Origin of the sequence: Mesorhizobium sp. M0106, assembly GCF_040322715.1 — a bacterium.
Taxonomy (GTDB): Bacteria; Pseudomonadota; Alphaproteobacteria; order Rhizobiales; family Rhizobiaceae; genus Mesorhizobium.
The window spans coordinates 25,884-40,931 of the sequence record NZ_JAMYUA010000003.1; the positions used below are offsets into that span (position 1 = coordinate 25,884).

General features: G+C 62.3%; 13 protein-coding genes. 9 read left to right on the forward strand and 4 right to left on the reverse strand.

Annotated elements, in window-relative coordinates; translation table 11 throughout:
• Positions 1-54 precede the first annotated feature (54 nt).
• On the forward strand, positions 55-1,416 hold the full coding sequence (gene glmU / locus NKJ55_RS03645; protein WP_352448705.1) for a bifunctional UDP-N-acetylglucosamine diphosphorylase/glucosamine-1-phosphate N-acetyltransferase GlmU: 1,362 nt from the start codon (positions 55-57) through the stop codon (positions 1,414-1,416).
• Position 1,417: 1 nt separating this feature from the next.
• Here glmU and NKJ55_RS03650 read toward each other — a convergent pair whose 3' ends face one another.
• Entirely contained in the window at positions 1,418-1,771 is a 354-nt protein-coding gene (locus NKJ55_RS03650) for an ADP-ribosylation/crystallin J1 (RefSeq protein WP_352448706.1), read from the reverse strand.
• 228 nt (positions 1,772-1,999) lie between these two features.
• Between NKJ55_RS03650 and glmS the strand changes: the two genes are divergently transcribed.
• Both glmS and NKJ55_RS03660 read left to right on the forward strand, forming a co-directional pair.
• The gene (gene glmS / locus NKJ55_RS03655) at positions 2,000-3,823 is read left to right on the forward strand and encodes a glutamine--fructose-6-phosphate transaminase (isomerizing) (RefSeq protein ID WP_352448707.1); all 1,824 of its coding nucleotides are present in this window, start codon (positions 2,000-2,002) and stop codon (positions 3,821-3,823) included.
• An 80-nt stretch (positions 3,824-3,903) separates the two neighbouring features.
• Positions 3,904-4,656 carry a DUF502 domain-containing protein gene (locus NKJ55_RS03660; protein ID WP_023680026.1) on the forward strand — a complete coding sequence of 251 codons (753 nt, stop codon included), beginning with the start codon at positions 3,904-3,906 and terminating at the stop codon, positions 4,654-4,656.
• Here NKJ55_RS03660 and recG read toward each other — a convergent pair.
• Entirely contained in the window at positions 4,608-6,716 is a 2,109-nt protein-coding gene (recG, locus tag NKJ55_RS03665; RefSeq protein WP_352448708.1) for an ATP-dependent DNA helicase RecG, read from the reverse strand. The two genes, NKJ55_RS03660 and recG, sit on opposite strands and share 49 nt — an antisense overlap.
• Before the next feature lie 91 nt (positions 6,717-6,807).
• Between recG and NKJ55_RS03670 the strand changes: the two genes are divergently transcribed.
• From NKJ55_RS03670 to NKJ55_RS03695, 6 genes are all read left to right on the forward strand, one after another.
• Entirely contained in the window at positions 6,808-7,095 is a 288-nt protein-coding gene (locus NKJ55_RS03670) for an FAD assembly factor SdhE (RefSeq protein WP_023680023.1), read from the forward strand.
• Positions 7,096-7,108: 13 nt separating this feature from the next.
• Positions 7,109-10,606 (forward strand): transcription-repair coupling factor, encoded by a 3,498-nt coding sequence (gene mfd / locus NKJ55_RS03675; RefSeq protein ID WP_352448709.1) that lies wholly within the window; start codon positions 7,109-7,111, stop codon positions 10,604-10,606.
• A 180-nt stretch (positions 10,607-10,786) separates the two neighbouring features.
• Positions 10,787-12,160, forward strand: a complete 1,374-nt coding sequence (locus tag NKJ55_RS03680) for a class II 3-deoxy-7-phosphoheptulonate synthase (protein WP_352448710.1) — start codon at positions 10,787-10,789, stop codon at positions 12,158-12,160.
• A gap of 149 nt (positions 12,161-12,309) precedes the next feature.
• Complete coding sequence (locus NKJ55_RS03685) at positions 12,310-12,729, forward strand: GFA family protein (protein WP_352448711.1); 420 nt, start codon at positions 12,310-12,312, stop codon at positions 12,727-12,729.
• A 76-nt stretch (positions 12,730-12,805) separates the two neighbouring features.
• On the forward strand, positions 12,806-13,165 hold the full coding sequence (locus NKJ55_RS03690; RefSeq protein WP_352448712.1) for a diacylglycerol kinase: 360 nt from the start codon (positions 12,806-12,808) through the stop codon (positions 13,163-13,165).
• Positions 13,166-13,266: 101 nt separating this feature from the next.
• Positions 13,267-13,854: a hemerythrin domain-containing protein gene (locus tag NKJ55_RS03695; protein WP_352448713.1), complete on the forward strand. Its 588-nt coding sequence runs from the start codon at positions 13,267-13,269 to the stop codon at positions 13,852-13,854.
• Positions 13,855-13,857: 3 nt separating this feature from the next.
• On the opposite strand, the gene NKJ55_RS03700 is transcribed toward NKJ55_RS03695, so the two are convergent.
• Together NKJ55_RS03700 and NKJ55_RS03705 are read right to left on the reverse strand one after the other, a co-directional pair.
• On the reverse strand, positions 13,858-14,445 hold the full coding sequence (locus tag NKJ55_RS03700) for a DedA family protein (protein ID WP_352448714.1): 588 nt from the start codon (positions 14,443-14,445) through the stop codon (positions 13,858-13,860).
• Positions 14,442-15,005 carry a DUF1003 domain-containing protein gene (locus NKJ55_RS03705; protein ID WP_023680015.1) on the reverse strand — a complete coding sequence of 188 codons (564 nt, stop codon included), beginning with the start codon at positions 15,003-15,005 and terminating at the stop codon, positions 14,442-14,444. Before NKJ55_RS03705 ends, NKJ55_RS03700 begins: the two co-directional genes overlap by 4 nt.
• Positions 15,006-15,048 lie beyond the last annotated feature (43 nt).

Here is a 15,048-nt window from a genome sequence, read left to right on the forward strand (position 1 = left end):
GCGCCAGTGCTACTAACGCTTCGATTCCAGACCCCTTTCAACGGTTGCCATCCCATGAGCCAGAGAACCTGCCTGTCCGTTATCCTCGCTGCCGGCGAAGGCACACGCATGAAAAGTGCGGTGCCGAAAGTGCTGCACACAATCGCCGGCCTGCCGATGGTTGCCCATGTCGTCAAGGCGGCCGAAGCCGCCGGCAGCGGCGAGTTGGCGCTGGTGATCGGCCATGGCGCCGATGAGATGCGCAAGGCCGCACTCAAGTTTGCGCCGAAGGCCGAGGCTTTCGTTCAGGAAAAACGTCTCGGCACCGCGCACGCCGTGCTTGCCGCACGCGCAGCAATATCAAAAGGTTATGACGACATCTTGGTGATGTTTGGCGACACGCCGTTGATCGATCCGGAAGCGCTCGCGACGGCGCGGCTGAAGCTGGCGGAAGGTGCGGCCGTCGTCGTAGTCGGCTTCCGTACGGAAAATCCTTCGGGCTACGGCCGGCTTATCGAAAAGGCCGGCAAGCTCGTGGCCATCCGCGAGGAGAAGGACTGCTCGGACGAGGAGAAGAAAATCACCTTCTGCAATGGCGGGCTGATGGCGGTCGCCGGCAGGCACGCGCTGAAGCTGCTCGATCAAGTCGGCAGCAAGAACGCCAAGGGCGAGTATTATCTCACCGACATCGTCGAGATCGCCGCTGCGCAGGGATTTGATGTGGTCGCCACCGAAGCCAGTTTCGAGAACGCGCTCGGCATCAACAACCGTGCCGAGCTTGCCCAGGCGGAAGGTATCTGGCAGCAGCGCCGCCGGCGCGAGGCGATGCTTTCTGGCGTTACGCTGATCGCGCCCGAAACTGTGTTCTTCTCGCACGACACCGAGATCGGTGCCGACACGATCGTCGAGCCCAATGTCTGGTTCGGACCGGGCGTGAAAATCGCCACGGGCGCCAAGATCCATGCCTTCAGCCATATCGAAGGCGCCACCATCGCGTCGAATTGCGATGTCGGGCCGTTCGCGCGGCTGCGGCCCGGGGCCGATCTGAGAACCAAGGCCAAGGTCGGCAATTTCTGCGAGGTCAAGCAGGCGATCGTCGAGGAGGGCGCCAAGGTCAACCATCTGACCTATATCGGCGATGCTCGCATCGGCGCCGGTGCCAATATCGGCGCCGGCACCATCACCTGCAATTATGACGGCTATTCGAAATTCTTCACCGATATCGGCGAAGGCGCCTTCATAGGCTCGAACTCCTCGCTGGTGGCGCCGGTGTCGATCGGCAAGGGCGGCTACATCGCCTCGGGCAGCGTCATCACCGAAAGCGTACCCGACGATGCGCTGGCCTTCGGCCGCGCCCGCCAGCGGACTCTACCCGGCAAGGGCAAGGAGTTGCGAGAGCGTTTTTCTGAGGCCGCAGCGGCCCGCAAAAAAGGGTAGACTAGCGGAACTCGGCGACAAGCTGGATTTCGCCAACGATTGCATCGTTGAAGGCCGACAGGTCTTCGGCCGGGATCCAGTATTCCAGATGCGCCCGGCTGCCGGCATGCTGGACGCTGTAACGGTCCAGAAAGCTGCGACGCACCTCGAAACGCGTCACGAAACCTGATCCGCTCGCGGGCACATTCCAGTCTCGGGCGATCTGGGTGGCATAGGCCTCGCTGGTGACCGGATAGAAGATCGGCTGATCGGCAAGTCGAGGAGGAAAGGCGCGCATCCCTGCCCTCTGGATCAACTCCAGTTCGCGGGGCCCAACCGGACGCCAAAGCATCACCGTGTCAATTCGTTCGTTCATAGCCGCATCATGTCTTTGACTGATTTCCGGAGCCGTTGAGCCGAGATAGGATACATAAGCGGAGAAACTGAGCAATTGCAGTAACCGGATTGCAAGTGCGCCCTGTCATGGTGCATCTGTGCAGGATAGTCCGGCTGATACCGGACGAAATGGAATGTGATTTTTCGCGACAGCCCGGCAGTCTCTAAATAACGCCGGGTTTGAGGTCGGAATCGGGGGGCAAGCGCCATGTGCGGTATCGTTGGAATTGTCAGTAACTCGCCGGTCGCGCCGCTTATCGTCGATGCGCTGAAAAGGCTCGAATATCGCGGCTATGACTCGGCCGGCGTCGCCACGATCGAGCACGGCAGGCTTGACCGCCGCCGCGCCGAGGGCAAGCTGGTCAATCTCGAGCGCCGGCTGAAGGACGAACCGCTCGGCGGCATGATCGGCATCGGCCACACGCGCTGGGCCACACATGGCGTTCCAAACGAGAGCAATGCGCATCCGCATTTTTCCGACGGCGTCGCCATCGTCCATAACGGCATCATCGAGAATTTCGCCGAATTGCGCGACGAGCTGATGCGCGACGGCTACAGCTTCGCCTCGCAGACCGATACCGAAGTCGTCGCTCATCTGGTGGCGCGCGAACTGGCCAAGGGGCTGAAGCCGGTTGAGGCGGCGCACAAGGCGCTGAAGCGGCTGGAAGGCGCCTTTGCGCTCGCCATCATGTTCAAGGGCGACGAGGATCTGATCGTCGGCGCCCGCAACGGCCCGCCGCTCGCCGTCGGTCATGGCGACGGCCAGATGTTCCTTGGCTCCGACGCCATTGCGCTTGCCCCTTTCACCAATTCGATCACCTATCTGGAAGACGGCGACTGGGCGGTGGTGCGCCGCAACGAGGTCGATATCTTCGACATGGACGGCAACAAGGTCGACCGCAAACGCCAACAGTCGCTCAGCACGAGCTTCATGGTCGACAAAGGCAACCGCCGCCATTTCATGGAAAAGGAAATCCATGAGCAGCCGGAAGTGATCTCGCACACGCTGGCGCATTATGTTGATTTCGTCAGCGGCGTCTCGAAGCCGCTCGACCTGCCGTTCGATTTCGCCAAGATCGACCGGCTGGCGATCTCGGCCTGCGGCACCGCCTATCTCGCCGGGCTGATCAGCAAATACTGGTTCGAGCGCTATGCGCGGCTGCCGGTCGACATCGATGTCGCTTCGGAGTTCCGCTATCGCGAGATGCCGCTGTCGAAGAACGATGCCGCTTTCTTCATCTCGCAATCGGGTGAGACCGCCGACACGCTGGCGTCGCTGCGCTACTGCCGCAAGGCCGGCATGAAGATCGGCGCGGTCGTCAATGTGCGCGAATCGACCATGGCGCGCGAATCCGACGTCATCCTGCCGACGTTGGCCGGCCCGGAGATCGGCGTCGCTTCGACCAAGGCGTTCACCTGCCAGCTTTCGGTGCTGGCCTCGCTGGCGGTGCGGGCGGGCGTGGCGCGCGGAATGATTTCGCAGGAGCAGGAGAAAACGCTGATACGCGAGCTGTCGGAAGCGCCGCGTTATGCGAACCAGGTGCTAAAGCTCGACGGGCAGATCGAAAAGGTCGCGCGCGACCTCTCGCACTACAAGAATGTGCTTTATCTCGGCCGTGACACCAATTTTCCGCTGGCCATGGAAGGTGCGCTGAAGCTCAAGGAGATCTCCTACATCCATGCCGAAGGCTATGCTGCCGGCGAGTTGAAACACGGCCCGATCGCGCTGATCGACGAGAACATGCCCGTCATCGTCATCGCGCCGCATGACCGCATCTTCGAAAAGACCGTGTCGAACATGCAGGAGGTCGCGGCACGCGGCGGCAAGATCATCCTGATCACCGACAGCAAGGGCGCCGCACACGCTACGGTGAAGAGGATGGAGACGATCGTTTTGCCGGACGTGCCGGAAATCATCTCGCCGATCATCTACGCGCTGCCGATCCAGATGCTCGCCTATTTCACCGCCGTGTTCATGGGCACGGATGTCGACCAGCCTCGCAACCTGGCGAAATCGGTAACGGTGGAATAGGTCTCGTTTAAAAACTTCGCCATTCCAAAGCGCCTTGGGGTTCAGTAGTGTCGCGCTGCAAACACACGCTGCGGTGAACCATGTCGGATGCTCTCAAGACCTCAGGCATGACCCGGCTGAGAAACTATTTCCTGACCGGCTTCGTCGTTTGCGCGCCGCTGGCGATTACTGCCTACATTGCCTGGTCGCTGATCGGCTGGGTCGATTCCTGGGTGAAACCCTACATTCCGGTACGCTACAATCCGGACACCTACCTGCCGTTTCCAGTGCCGGGCTTTGGGCTGATCGTTGCCTTGATCCTCATCACCTTCATCGGCTTTATGACCGCCAATATCGTTGGCCGCGCCATCGTCAATTTCGGCGAGCGCCTGCTTGGCCGCATGCCGCTGGTGCGCGGCATCTACCGTTCGCTGAAGCAGATTTTCGAGACCGTGCTGTCGAACAAGGGCGACATGTTTCGCCAGGTCGGGTTGGTCGAATATCCGCGCAAAGGGGTCTGGTCGCTGGTCTTCGTCGCCAGCGAGAAGGAAACCGAGATCAACCAGAAGCTCGACCGGGAAGGCGATCCGCTGATTGCCGTATTCATGCCATGTACGCCCAACCCGACGACGGGCTTTTTGATGTATGTGCCGAAATCCGACATTGTGCTGCTCGACATGACAATCGAGGACGGAGCCAAGCTGATCGTGTCGGCCGGCTTGGTGGCGCCGGCGGTCAAAATGGTGACGGTGAACGGCGAGCAGATCCACGGCGCGCTTGCCAATCCTCCGCTCGACACGATGCCTCAGCCGGCACGCAGGAGCCGCACGGCCTCCTCGCGGCCGAACAGATAGAGCAACAGGCGCAGCGCCGTGCCGCGTTCGGACTGCAATTCCGGATCGCGCGACAGGATCAGCCGCGCATCGTCGCGAGCGGCCTCGAGCAGGTCGGCATGCGCCTCGATGCGCGCCACCTGGAAGCCCGGCGTGCCGGACTGGCGGGTGCCGAGCAACTCGCCTTCGCCGCGCAGCTTCAGATCCTCTTCGGCGATACGGAAGCCGTCCTCGGTCTCGCGCATTACCGACAAACGGCGTTTTGCCGTCTCGCCGAGCGGATCCTTGTAGAGCAGCACGCACGATGAAGGCTTGTCGCCACGCCCGACCCGGCCGCGCAATTGGTGCAGTTGGGCGAGGCCAAAACGCTCGGCATGCTCGATAACCATGATTGTCGCATCAGGCACATCGACGCCGACCTCGATCACTGTGGTGGCGATCAGGATACGGGTGTCACCCTGCTTGAAGGCGCGCATCGCCTCGTCCTTGTCGGCGCCTTTCATGCGACCATGCACCAGGCCGACGCGGTCGCCGAACAGCGGCTTCAGCGAGGCAAAACGGTCCTCGGCCGACATCAGCTTGATCTCCTCGGATTCCTCGACCAGCGGACAGATCCAGTAGATTTTCTGGCCATCGGCGACGGCGTCGAGCATGCGTCCGATCAGTTCGTCGAGCCGTTCAAGCGGCAAGGTGACAGTGCGGATCGGCTGGCGGCCGGCCGGCTTTTCCGTCAGCTTCGACACATCCATGTCGCCGAATGCAGTCAGCACCAGCGTCCGCGGTATCGGCGTTGCTGTCATCACCAGCATGTCGGGCGCATCGCCCTTGGCGGTAATGGCAAGGCGCTGATGGACGCCGAAACGGTGCTGCTCGTCGACGACGGCGAACACGAGGTCACGGAACGTCACCGTTTCCTGGAACAGCGCATGGGTGCCGACGACGATGTCGATGTCGCCATTGGCCAGCCCGGTCAGCGTGTCGGCACGCTCGCGGCCCTTTTCGCGACCTGTGAGGACGGCGACACGCAGGCCGGCCCGTTCCGCCAACGGCGCAATCGTTGCCAGATGCTGGCGCGCCAGGATTTCGGTCGGCGCCATCAATGCCGCCTGGCCGCCGGCCTCGACGGCACGCGCCATGGCAAGCAGCGCGACCACCGTCTTGCCGGAGCCGACATCGCCCTGCAAAAGGCGCAGCATGCGTTCGGGGTCACCGAGATCGGCGTTGATTTCGGCAAGCGCCATTTCCTGCGACATGGTCAGCGAATAGGGGAGTGCCACGCGCAGTTGTTCGACTATGCGGCCGTCGCCGACGAGTGGCCGGCCAGATAATCGGCGGACCTTGGCCCGCACCAGCGCCAGCGATACCTGGCCGGCCAAGAACTCGTCATAGGCAAGGCGCCGCCACGCTGCGCCGTCGACAGAGACGTCGATCGGGTCGGCAGGATTGTGGATGCGGTTGAGCGCATCGCTAAAAGCAGGAAAGGCATGGCGGCGCCGGAACTCACCGTCCTGCCATTCGGGCAGCACCGGCAGGCGGGCCAGCGCCTGGCCGATGGCCCGGCGCAGCACCTTGCCCGAGAGCCCGGCGGTCAGCGGATAGACCGGCTCGACCAGCGGCAGGTTTTCCGCGTCACCGGCAAGTGCGATATGGTCGGGGTGAACCATGGTCGGGCGGCCGTTGAACCATTCCATGCGGCCGGAGACGACGACATGCTCGCCTGCGGGCATTGCTTTTTCGAGATAGGCGGCATGGGCATGGAAGAAGGTCAGCGCGATCTCGCCGGTGTCGTCATGGGCGTAGACCCGGTACGGGACCGACCTGTTGCCGCGTGGCGGCGGCTGGTGGCGGTCGATGCGGACGTCGAGCGTAACGATGGCGCCTTCCGCCGAGCCGGCGATGCCAGGCCGGTTGCGGCGGTCGATGACAGTATGCGGCAGCACGAACAAGAGATCCCCGGCGCGCGCGGCCCGGTCGCCGAGGTCGGCTGCCACGACTTTTTCGATCAGGGCGCCAACTTTTGGCCCGACCCCGGCAAGCGAGGTGATCGGGACAAACAGCGGATCGAGGAGGGAGGGACGCATGATGTCAGCTTATGTTGCGGCGACTGTAGCGCAAGGCTGACACCGCCTTCTATCCACGCTATATGCGCCGCCTGGGCAAGGATGTTGCAAGATGACCGGAACGAAACGATCAAGCGAGGGGCTCGACGCCCGCCGCCGCAAGCTTCTGTTTCGTTCGTGGCACCGCGGCATGCGCGAGATGGACCTTATACTCGGCAGTTTCGCCGACGCGGAGATCGGCGCCTTGACCGGCGACGAAATCGACCAATATGAGAGGCTCCTCGACATTCCCGACACCGAATTCCTGCCTCTCGTCACTGGCGAACGCCCGGTTCCGGCGGATATCGACTGTGCCGTCCTGCAAAAAATCCTGGCTTCGCGCCGGGAGATGACCTTCTGAACAACGTGTAGCCATGAGCCTTATCCCTACGATCGGTCTGCCGAAAGGCCGCGCCGGCCAGTTCATCGTCGATGGCGTCGCCGACGGCTACGAAGCTTTTGCGCTGGTGCAGACTGCGCACGAGATCGCCCCTGACAAGCCGGTGCTGTTCGTGGCGCGCGACGGCCAGCGTCTGCCGGCGATCGTCGAGGCGCTTGCCTTTGCCGCGCCGGGCCTGCCTGTGCTGGAACTGCCGGCCTGGGACTGCCTGCCTTACGACCGCGTCTCGCCCGGCGCCGATGCCGCCGCAAGGCGGCTCGATGCACTGGCCGCAATGATTGCGCTGGCGAAGAAGCCGCACCGCGCCGTCGTCCTCACCACCGCGAATGCGCTGTTGCAACGCATTCCGCCGGCTGAACTCGTCGAGGCGCAGACCTTCCACGCCAAACCCGGCAACCAGATAGACATGAACGTGCTGGTGTCGCGGCTGGAGAATTCCGGCTTCGAGCGAGTGCCGACAGTGCGCGGCATCGGCGAATTTGCGGTGCGCGGCGGCATTCTCGATCTCTTCGCGCCCGGCTGGACGGAGGCACTGCGCCTCGATTTCTTCGGCGATACGCTGGAATCGATCCGCGTCTTCGACACCGCAACCCAGCGCACCATCGGCCAACGCAAATCGATGGCGCTGCAGGCGATGAGCGAGGTCGCGCTGACGCCGGAAACCATCAGCCGCTTCCGCCGCGCCTACATCGAAGCCTTTGGCGCGCCCTCCCGCGACGATGGGCTCTATGCGGCGGTCAGCGAGGGCAGGCGGTTTGCCGGCATGGAGCACTGGCTGCCGTTCTTCTATGAGCGGCTGGAAACCGTATTCGACTACCTGCCCGATGCGCCTGTGGTTTTCGACCATCTGGCGCATGAGGCACTGGCCGAGCGCCACACTCTGATCCTCGACCACTACGAAGCGCGCAAGAAGCAGGCCGACGGCGCCTTGAAGGACGCGGTGCCCTACAAGCCGGTGCCGCCGGATCTGCTCTATCTGTCGCCCGAGAACCTGATTGCCTCGCTTGGCCCGCGCGAAGCGATCGACTTCACCTCCTTCGACGCGCCCGATGCCGGTGCGAAAAAGGTGTTCCATGCCGGCTCGCGCCATGGCCGCAGCTTCGTCGAGGAACGCGCCGACCCTAACGCCAACGTCTTCGACGTCGTCGTCAAACACATTTCCGACGAGCGCGCTGCACGCCGCCGTGTCGTCGTCGCCGGCTGGACTGAAGGTTCGCTCGACCGGCTCGGCCAGATCCTGGTCGAGCATCACCTTGGCAACCTGAAACCGGTGGCGACGCTTGCCGAAGCCGAAAGGCTTGAGCCAGCGCAGGCGGCGCTGGCCGTGCTGCCGCTCGAATCCGGCTTCGAGACAGAGAAACTGGTCGTCGTCGCCGAGCAGGACATTCTCGGCGACCGGCTGATCCGGCGCTCGAAGCGCAAGAAGCGTGCGTCCGACTTCATCGCCGAGGCTTCGGCCTTGTCGTCAGGCGATATCGTCGTCCATGCCGACCATGGCATTGGCCGTTTCATCGGGTTGCGCACCATCGAGGCGGTTGGTGCGCCTCACGATTGCCTCGAGATCCACTATGCCGGCGACGATCGGCTATTCTTGCCGGTGGAAAACATCGAGCTGCTGTCGCGCTATGGCTCGGATTCGGCCGAGGCGACGCTCGACAAGCTTGGCGGTGGCGCCTGGCAATCGCGCAAGGCGCGGCTGAAGAAGCGCCTGCTCGACATGGCCGGGCAGCTGATCCGCATTGCCGCCGAGCGGCAAATGCGGGCAGCACCGGCGCTGGTGCCGGCGGAAGGCCTCTATGGCGAGTTTGCAGCGCGTTTTCCCTATGAGGAGACCGATGACCAGCAGACCGCGATCGATTCAGTCATGGATGATCTAGGCGCCGGAAAGCCGATGGACCGGCTGATCTGCGGTGACGTCGGCTTCGGCAAGACCGAAGTTGCACTTCGCGCCGCCTTCATTGGGGCGATGGAAGGCTTTCAGGTGGCCATAGTGGTGCCGACGACATTGTTGTCGCGCCAGCATTTCAAGACTTTCTCGCAGCGCTTCTCCGGCCTGCCGATCCGCGTCGCCCAGGCCTCGCGGCTGGTCGGCGCCAAGGAACTGGCCGAGACCAAGAGGGGCGTCGCCGAAGGCCAGATCGACATCGTCGTCGGCACGCATGCACTGCTCGGCTCCTCGATCTCGTTCAAGAATCTTGGTCTGCTGATCATCGATGAGGAGCAGCATTTCGGCGTCAAGCACAAGGAGCGGCTGAAGGATCTCAAGACCGACGTCCACGTTCTGACTTTGTCGGCGACGCCGATCCCACGCACGCTGCAGCTTGCCTTGACCGGCGTGCGCGAGTTGTCGCTGATCGCTACGCCGCCGGTCGACCGCCTGGCGGTGCGCACCTTCATCTCGCCCTTCGATCCGCTGGTCATCCGCGAGACGCTGCTCAGAGAACGCTACCGCGGCGGCCATTCCTTCTACGTCGTACCGCGCATCAGCGATCTCGCGGAAATCCATGATTTTATGCGCGAATCTGTACCTGAGCTGAAAGTGGCGGTGGCCCATGGCCAGATGCCGCCGGGCGAGCTCGACGATATCATGAATGCCTTTTATGACGGCCAGTACGACGTGCTGCTGTCGACCACCATCGTCGAATCTGGCCTCGATATTCCGACTGCCAACACGCTGATTGTGCATCGCGCCGACATGTTCGGCCTGTCGCAGCTCTATCAGTTGCGTGGCCGCGTCGGCCGTTCGAAGGTACGCGCCTATGCGCTGTTCACTCTGCCCGCCAACCGCAAGCTAACCGATACAGCCGAGCGTCGGCTGAAAGTGCTGCAGTCGCTCGATACGCTAGGCGCCGGTTTCCAGCTGGCCAGCCACGACCTCGATATCCGCGGCGCAGGCAATCTGCTTGGCGAAGAGCAGTCGGGCCACATCAAGGAGGTCGGCTTCGAGCTCTACCAGCAGATGCTGGAGGAGGCGGTGGCCGAAGTGAAGGATTCCGGCGAGGTGCAGGACGGCGGCTGGTCGCCGCAGATCGCCGTCGGCACGGCGGTGATGATCCCGGAAAGCTACGTCCCGGATCTGCAGCTCAGGCTGGCGCTCTATCGCCGTCTTGGCGATCTCGAAAATACGGAAGAGATCGATGCTTTCGGCGCCGAGCTGATCGACCGGTTCGGGCCGTTGCCGGAAGAGGTTGAACATCTTTTGAAGATCGTCTTCATCAAGGCGCTTTGCCGCAAGGCCAATGTCGAAAAACTCGACGCCGGGCCGAAGGGCGTCGTCATCCATTTCCGCAAGCGGGAATTCGCCAATCCGGTCGGGCTGGTCAAGCTCATCGGCGAACAGGGCTCGCTGGCCAAGATCCGGCCCGACCAGAGCGTCGTCTTCAGCCGTGACTGGGCGACGCCCGAGAAGCGGCTGGCTGGCTCAGCGGTTGTCATGACGCAGCTGGCGCGGCTGGTGGAGAAGGCGGTGTAGCAGCGCGTCGGTGGTGCTCTGGGCACAGCCGCACCGGCACTTTCGCCGTGCCGTGCTCATTCGCCACGCGACCACTTCCGGTCTAGAATAGGAAATCGGCTTCGTGTATGGAGCCGCGACCCCCATATGGGGCGGATTGGCGGGCGATGGCGTCCGTGTGAAAGAGCGTTAGGTGCTTCGATGACGAAATGGTCGCCGAATTCGTGGAGAGCTAAGCCGATCCAGCAGGTTCCTGCCTATCCGGATCTTGCCGCGCTGAGGAACACGGAAGCCCAGCTTGCCACGTTTCCGCCGTTGGTTTTTGCAGGTGAGGCACGCAAGCTGAAGAAGCAGCTTGCAGCCGTCGCTGCCGGTGACGCATTCCTTCTGCAGGGCGGCGATTGCGCCGAGAGCTTCGCCGAGCATGGCGCCGACAATATCCGCGACTTCTTCCGCGTCTTCTTGCAGATGTCGGTGGTGCTGACCTTCGCCGGCGCGCAGCCGGTGGTGAAGGTCGGCCGTGTCGCCGGCCAGTTTGCCAAGCCGCGCTCGTCCGACAATGAGACCAAGGGCGGTGTGACGCTGCCCAGCTATCGCGGCGACATCATCAATGGCATCGAGTTCGATGCCAAGTCGCGCATTCCCGATCCTGCAAGACAGGAGATGGCGTACCGCCAATCGGCGGCAACGCTCAACCTGTTGCGCGCCTTCGCCCAGGGCGGCTACGCCAGTCTGGAGAACGTGCATCAATGGATGCTCGGCTTCGTGTCCGACAGCCCGCAGGGGGAGAAGTACGAGTCGCTCGCCAACCGCATCACCGAGACGATGGACTTCATGAAAGCCGTCGGCATCACCTCGGAGACCAATTACGCGCTGCGCGAGACCGATTTTTACACCAGCCACGAAGCGTTGCTGCTCGGCTATGAGGAGGCGCTGACCCGCGTCGATTCGACCTCCGGCGACTGGTACGCCACCTCCGGCCACATGATCTGGATCGGCGATCGCACGCGCCAGCCCGACCATGCCCATGTCGAATACTGCCGTGGCATCAAGAACCCGCTCGGCCTGAAATGTGGCCCGTCGCTGACGCCGGATGGCCTGTTGCAGCTCATCGACCTGCTCAATCCGGAGAACGAGCCCGGCCGGCTGACGCTGATCGCGCGTTTCGGTTCCGACAAGGTTGCTGACCACCTGCCGAAGCTGGTGCGCGCGGTGCAGAAGGAAGGCCGCAGCGTGGTGTGGTCGTCCGACCCGATGCATGGCAACACCATCGAGGCCGCCGGCTACAAGACACGGCCGTTCGACCGCATCCTGAAGGAGGTGCAGACCTTCTTCGAGGTGCATCGCGCCGAAGGCACGCATCCGGGCGGCATCCATGTCGAGATGACCGGCAAGAACGTCACGGAATGCACCGGTGGCGCCCGCGCCATCACCGCCGAAGAGCTGCAGGATCGCTACCACACCCATTGCGATCCGCGCCTCAACGCTGACCAGGCGATCGAGTTGGCGTTCCTGGTCTCCGATCTGCTCAAGAAGACCCATCCGGTGCAGCACAAGCAGGCCGTCAATGGCTGATACGATCTGAACTGTGATGTCATTGAAGAAGCGCCGGGCGAAAACCGGCGCTTTTTCTATTCAATCCCGCCGGTGTCGCATTTGCTCGTGCCTAACGCGCGCAAAACTGGAATCCTGCCAGGCGATGGCAATTGCATCGGGAGGCCGACATGACTGACAGTCACTGCGGATCATGCTTGTGCGGGGCAGTGCGGTTCCAGACACGAGGACCGCTACGCGGTGTCGTCTACTGCCATTGCTCGCAGTGCCGGAAGCAGAGCGGGCATTTTTATGCGGCGGCCAACGTTGCCGACCGCGACATCACAATCACCGGCGCGGAGAGCATCACCTGGTACGAGGCCTCTTCGTTCGCCAGGCGCGGCTTCTGCAAGACATGCGGCTCTCTGCTGTTCTGGAAGCCGAGCGATGACGGCTATGTTTCGGTCATGGCAGGGCTGTTCGACGCGCCAACCGGGCTTCAAGGAGAATGCCATATCTTCGTCGGCGACAAGGGCGATTATTACGCCATCGATGATGGGCTGCCGCAGTTCGAGAAGTCGACGCCGTCGATCAAGGTGGCAGGCGACTGATTTTGAAGAGGTCGCCTTATTCCCTTGGTCCAGCCATTGCGCTAATCCCCTGCCGGTGATTCCGAAGGGTTTTGGTATGCAGCGGCTGATCGACGCTTTTTACAATTCGGTGCGGGCGTTTCGCAAACTGGCGGCCAGCGAGGAGGCTTTCCAGTTGGAGCTGACACTGCTCGTGCTTGCCTTGCCGCTCGGCTGGTTCCTTTCGGAATCGTGGCGCGGCTATGCGTTGCTGATCGGCGCGGTGCTGCTCATGATCATGATCGAGGTGTTGAACACCGGCATCGAGGCGGCATGCGACGCGTTCAGCCGCGAGTTCAACGTCGATATCCAGCTGGCCAAGGATTGCGGTTCGCTGGCGGTGCTGATTTCGGTGGTGATCGCTGCCGGCGTCTGGGGCGTCGCCGTCATCGAACGGATCCTCGGGGTACCGATCTGAGGTTTCAGACAGTACATGCCGTCACTGCATTTTTCGTTTTGACCATGATCTTTTCCGAAAACCGGTACCACTTTTCGGGATCATGGTCTGAGGAAACCGATATGGCCGATACCGCCGGATTTCTGCTGCTCGAACGTGAGGGCCTGCCGGACGATCTTCGCTGGCTGGTTGAAAAATTTCCACGCGAGGTCTGGCAGGCGCATGCCAACATCCACGGCATAGCCAATATGTGGCTGCAGCGGCACGACATGTTCCGCGAGCTTGGCGGCATGCTCACCAGTGGTATTGGCGATTATCGGGATGGTAGGCTGAACGCGCAGGAATTCGCGCGCTGGTTCGCGCCGCGCCTCAACCATTTCCTCGGCAATCTCGACGGCCACCACAATGTCGAGGACCATCATTATTTCCCGGTCTTCGCCAGGGCCGAGACCCGTCTGAAGCGCGGCTTCGAAATCCTGGATGCCGATCACCACACAATCCATGAGGGACTGGAGCGCAATGCCCAGGCGGCAAATGCCTTCATCCGCACGCTTCAGGAGAGCGAAGACAAACAGCGTTTCGCCGCCGATGCCTATGCTGACGAGAACAGCCGGCTGATCGCCATGTTGACCCGGCATCTTGCCGACGAGGAAGACCTGATCATTCCGCTGATCCTCGAGAAGGGTGATCGTGCGCTCGGCATTGATTGACGATCAGCTTCCCTTGTGGAGTTCCTTCTTGGCGACGATATGGGCCGCGAGCCAGCCGAGGATGGCCACAACGAGGCCGATTGCCAGAGCGATCAGCAACCGCTCGTGGCGGGCCAGCGCCTGGCCGACGATGTGCTCCGCGCCCAGCCCGAAGACATAACCGACAGTGCAGAACAGTGCCGCCCAGACTACCGACGAGATGGCGTTGAGGATGATGAAGTGCGCCGCGGCGATGCCCGACAGCCCGGCCGCGATTCCGCCGACCAGTCGCAGGCCATAGATGTAACGGTTCGACAGCACGAAAATGTTGGGATGAGAGGTGACAAGGCGGTAGGCGTGGCTGAAGCCCGGCCGGGCTCGGAGCCTGATCACGAATTTATGGTCGGCGAAGCTCCGTCCCAAGATGAAGAAGAACGTGTCGCCACCGAAGGCGCCGAGCGCCGCCGCGAGGAAGGCCTGCCACGGGACGAAGACATGCTGATGCGCGAAAAAACCGCCGAGAATGGCGGCGCTTTCGCCCTCGGCGACGCAGCCCAGAAAAACCGCGACCAGCCCATATTGCTCAATGAGACGATGGATGACTTCCGTCATGAAGACGTTCGCTGCTTCGACAGAATGTCGTCGATGCGCTTCACCTGCTCGGCCAGCCGGGCGATCTCGTCTCGCATGCCGATGATCTGGCTGTGGCGCAGTTCGTCGAGCTTTTCGTGTAACGCCATGATCTCGATCTCGGCCTTGAGATTAACCTCATAGTCGTGCGCGGCGTCGATTCGATCGCGCTCCGTCTGGCGGTTCTGCGCCATCATGATCACTGGCGCCTGCAGGGCGGCAACCATGGAAAGCACGAGATTGAGGAAGATGAAGGGATAGGGATCGAAGGCGGCGCGCGACAAGAGCCAGACATTGCCTGCCGTCCACAGGATCAGGAAGCCAATGAATGCCAGGATGAAGGACCACGAGCCGCCGATCCGGGCGATGGTGTCGGCCAGGCGATCTCCAAACGTCTGGTGAAAGGCGACGGCCTTGTTGGTGTCCTTGGAGATCGTGGTGCGCTCGAGCGTAGATTGCAGTACCCGACTTTCGAGCGCGCTGAGGCCGTCCGGCTTTCGCTTCAGCCAGCGGCTTGCCAGGTCCTCGATCGTTTTGTTCATCGTCGCCTCCGTCGTCAGCGATGAGGTAGAAGCTGCCGGTTCA

Excerpts from the sequence above, each read along its gene's own strand:
- recG (WP_352448708.1), bottom strand. The coding sequence starts at position 6,716 with ATGCGTCCCTCCCTCCTCGATCCGCTGTTTGTCCCGATCACCTCGCTT.
- NKJ55_RS03700 (WP_352448714.1), bottom strand. The coding sequence starts at position 14,445 with ATGACGGAAGTCATCCATCGTCTCATTGAGCAATATGGGCTGGTCGCG.
- NKJ55_RS03650 (WP_352448706.1), bottom strand. The coding sequence starts at position 1,771 with ATGAACGAACGAATTGACACGGTGATGCTTTGGCGTCCGGTTGGGCCC.
- glmU (WP_352448705.1), top strand. The coding sequence starts at position 55 with ATGAGCCAGAGAACCTGCCTGTCCGTTATCCTCGCTGCCGGCGAAGGC.
- NKJ55_RS03680 (WP_352448710.1), top strand. The coding sequence starts at position 10,787 with ATGACGAAATGGTCGCCGAATTCGTGGAGAGCTAAGCCGATCCAGCAG.
- NKJ55_RS03695 (WP_352448713.1), top strand. The coding sequence starts at position 13,267 with ATGGCCGATACCGCCGGATTTCTGCTGCTCGAACGTGAGGGCCTGCCG.
- NKJ55_RS03660 (WP_023680026.1), top strand. The coding sequence starts at position 3,904 with ATGTCGGATGCTCTCAAGACCTCAGGCATGACCCGGCTGAGAAACTAT.
- NKJ55_RS03670 (WP_023680023.1), top strand. The coding sequence starts at position 6,808 with ATGACCGGAACGAAACGATCAAGCGAGGGGCTCGACGCCCGCCGCCGC.
- NKJ55_RS03690 (WP_352448712.1), top strand. The coding sequence starts at position 12,806 with ATGCAGCGGCTGATCGACGCTTTTTACAATTCGGTGCGGGCGTTTCGC.
- glmS (WP_352448707.1), top strand. The coding sequence starts at position 2,000 with ATGTGCGGTATCGTTGGAATTGTCAGTAACTCGCCGGTCGCGCCGCTT.
- NKJ55_RS03705 (WP_023680015.1), bottom strand. The coding sequence starts at position 15,005 with ATGAACAAAACGATCGAGGACCTGGCAAGCCGCTGGCTGAAGCGAAAG.
- mfd (WP_352448709.1), top strand. The coding sequence starts at position 7,109 with ATGAGCCTTATCCCTACGATCGGTCTGCCGAAAGGCCGCGCCGGCCAG.
- NKJ55_RS03685 (WP_352448711.1), top strand. The coding sequence starts at position 12,310 with ATGACTGACAGTCACTGCGGATCATGCTTGTGCGGGGCAGTGCGGTTC.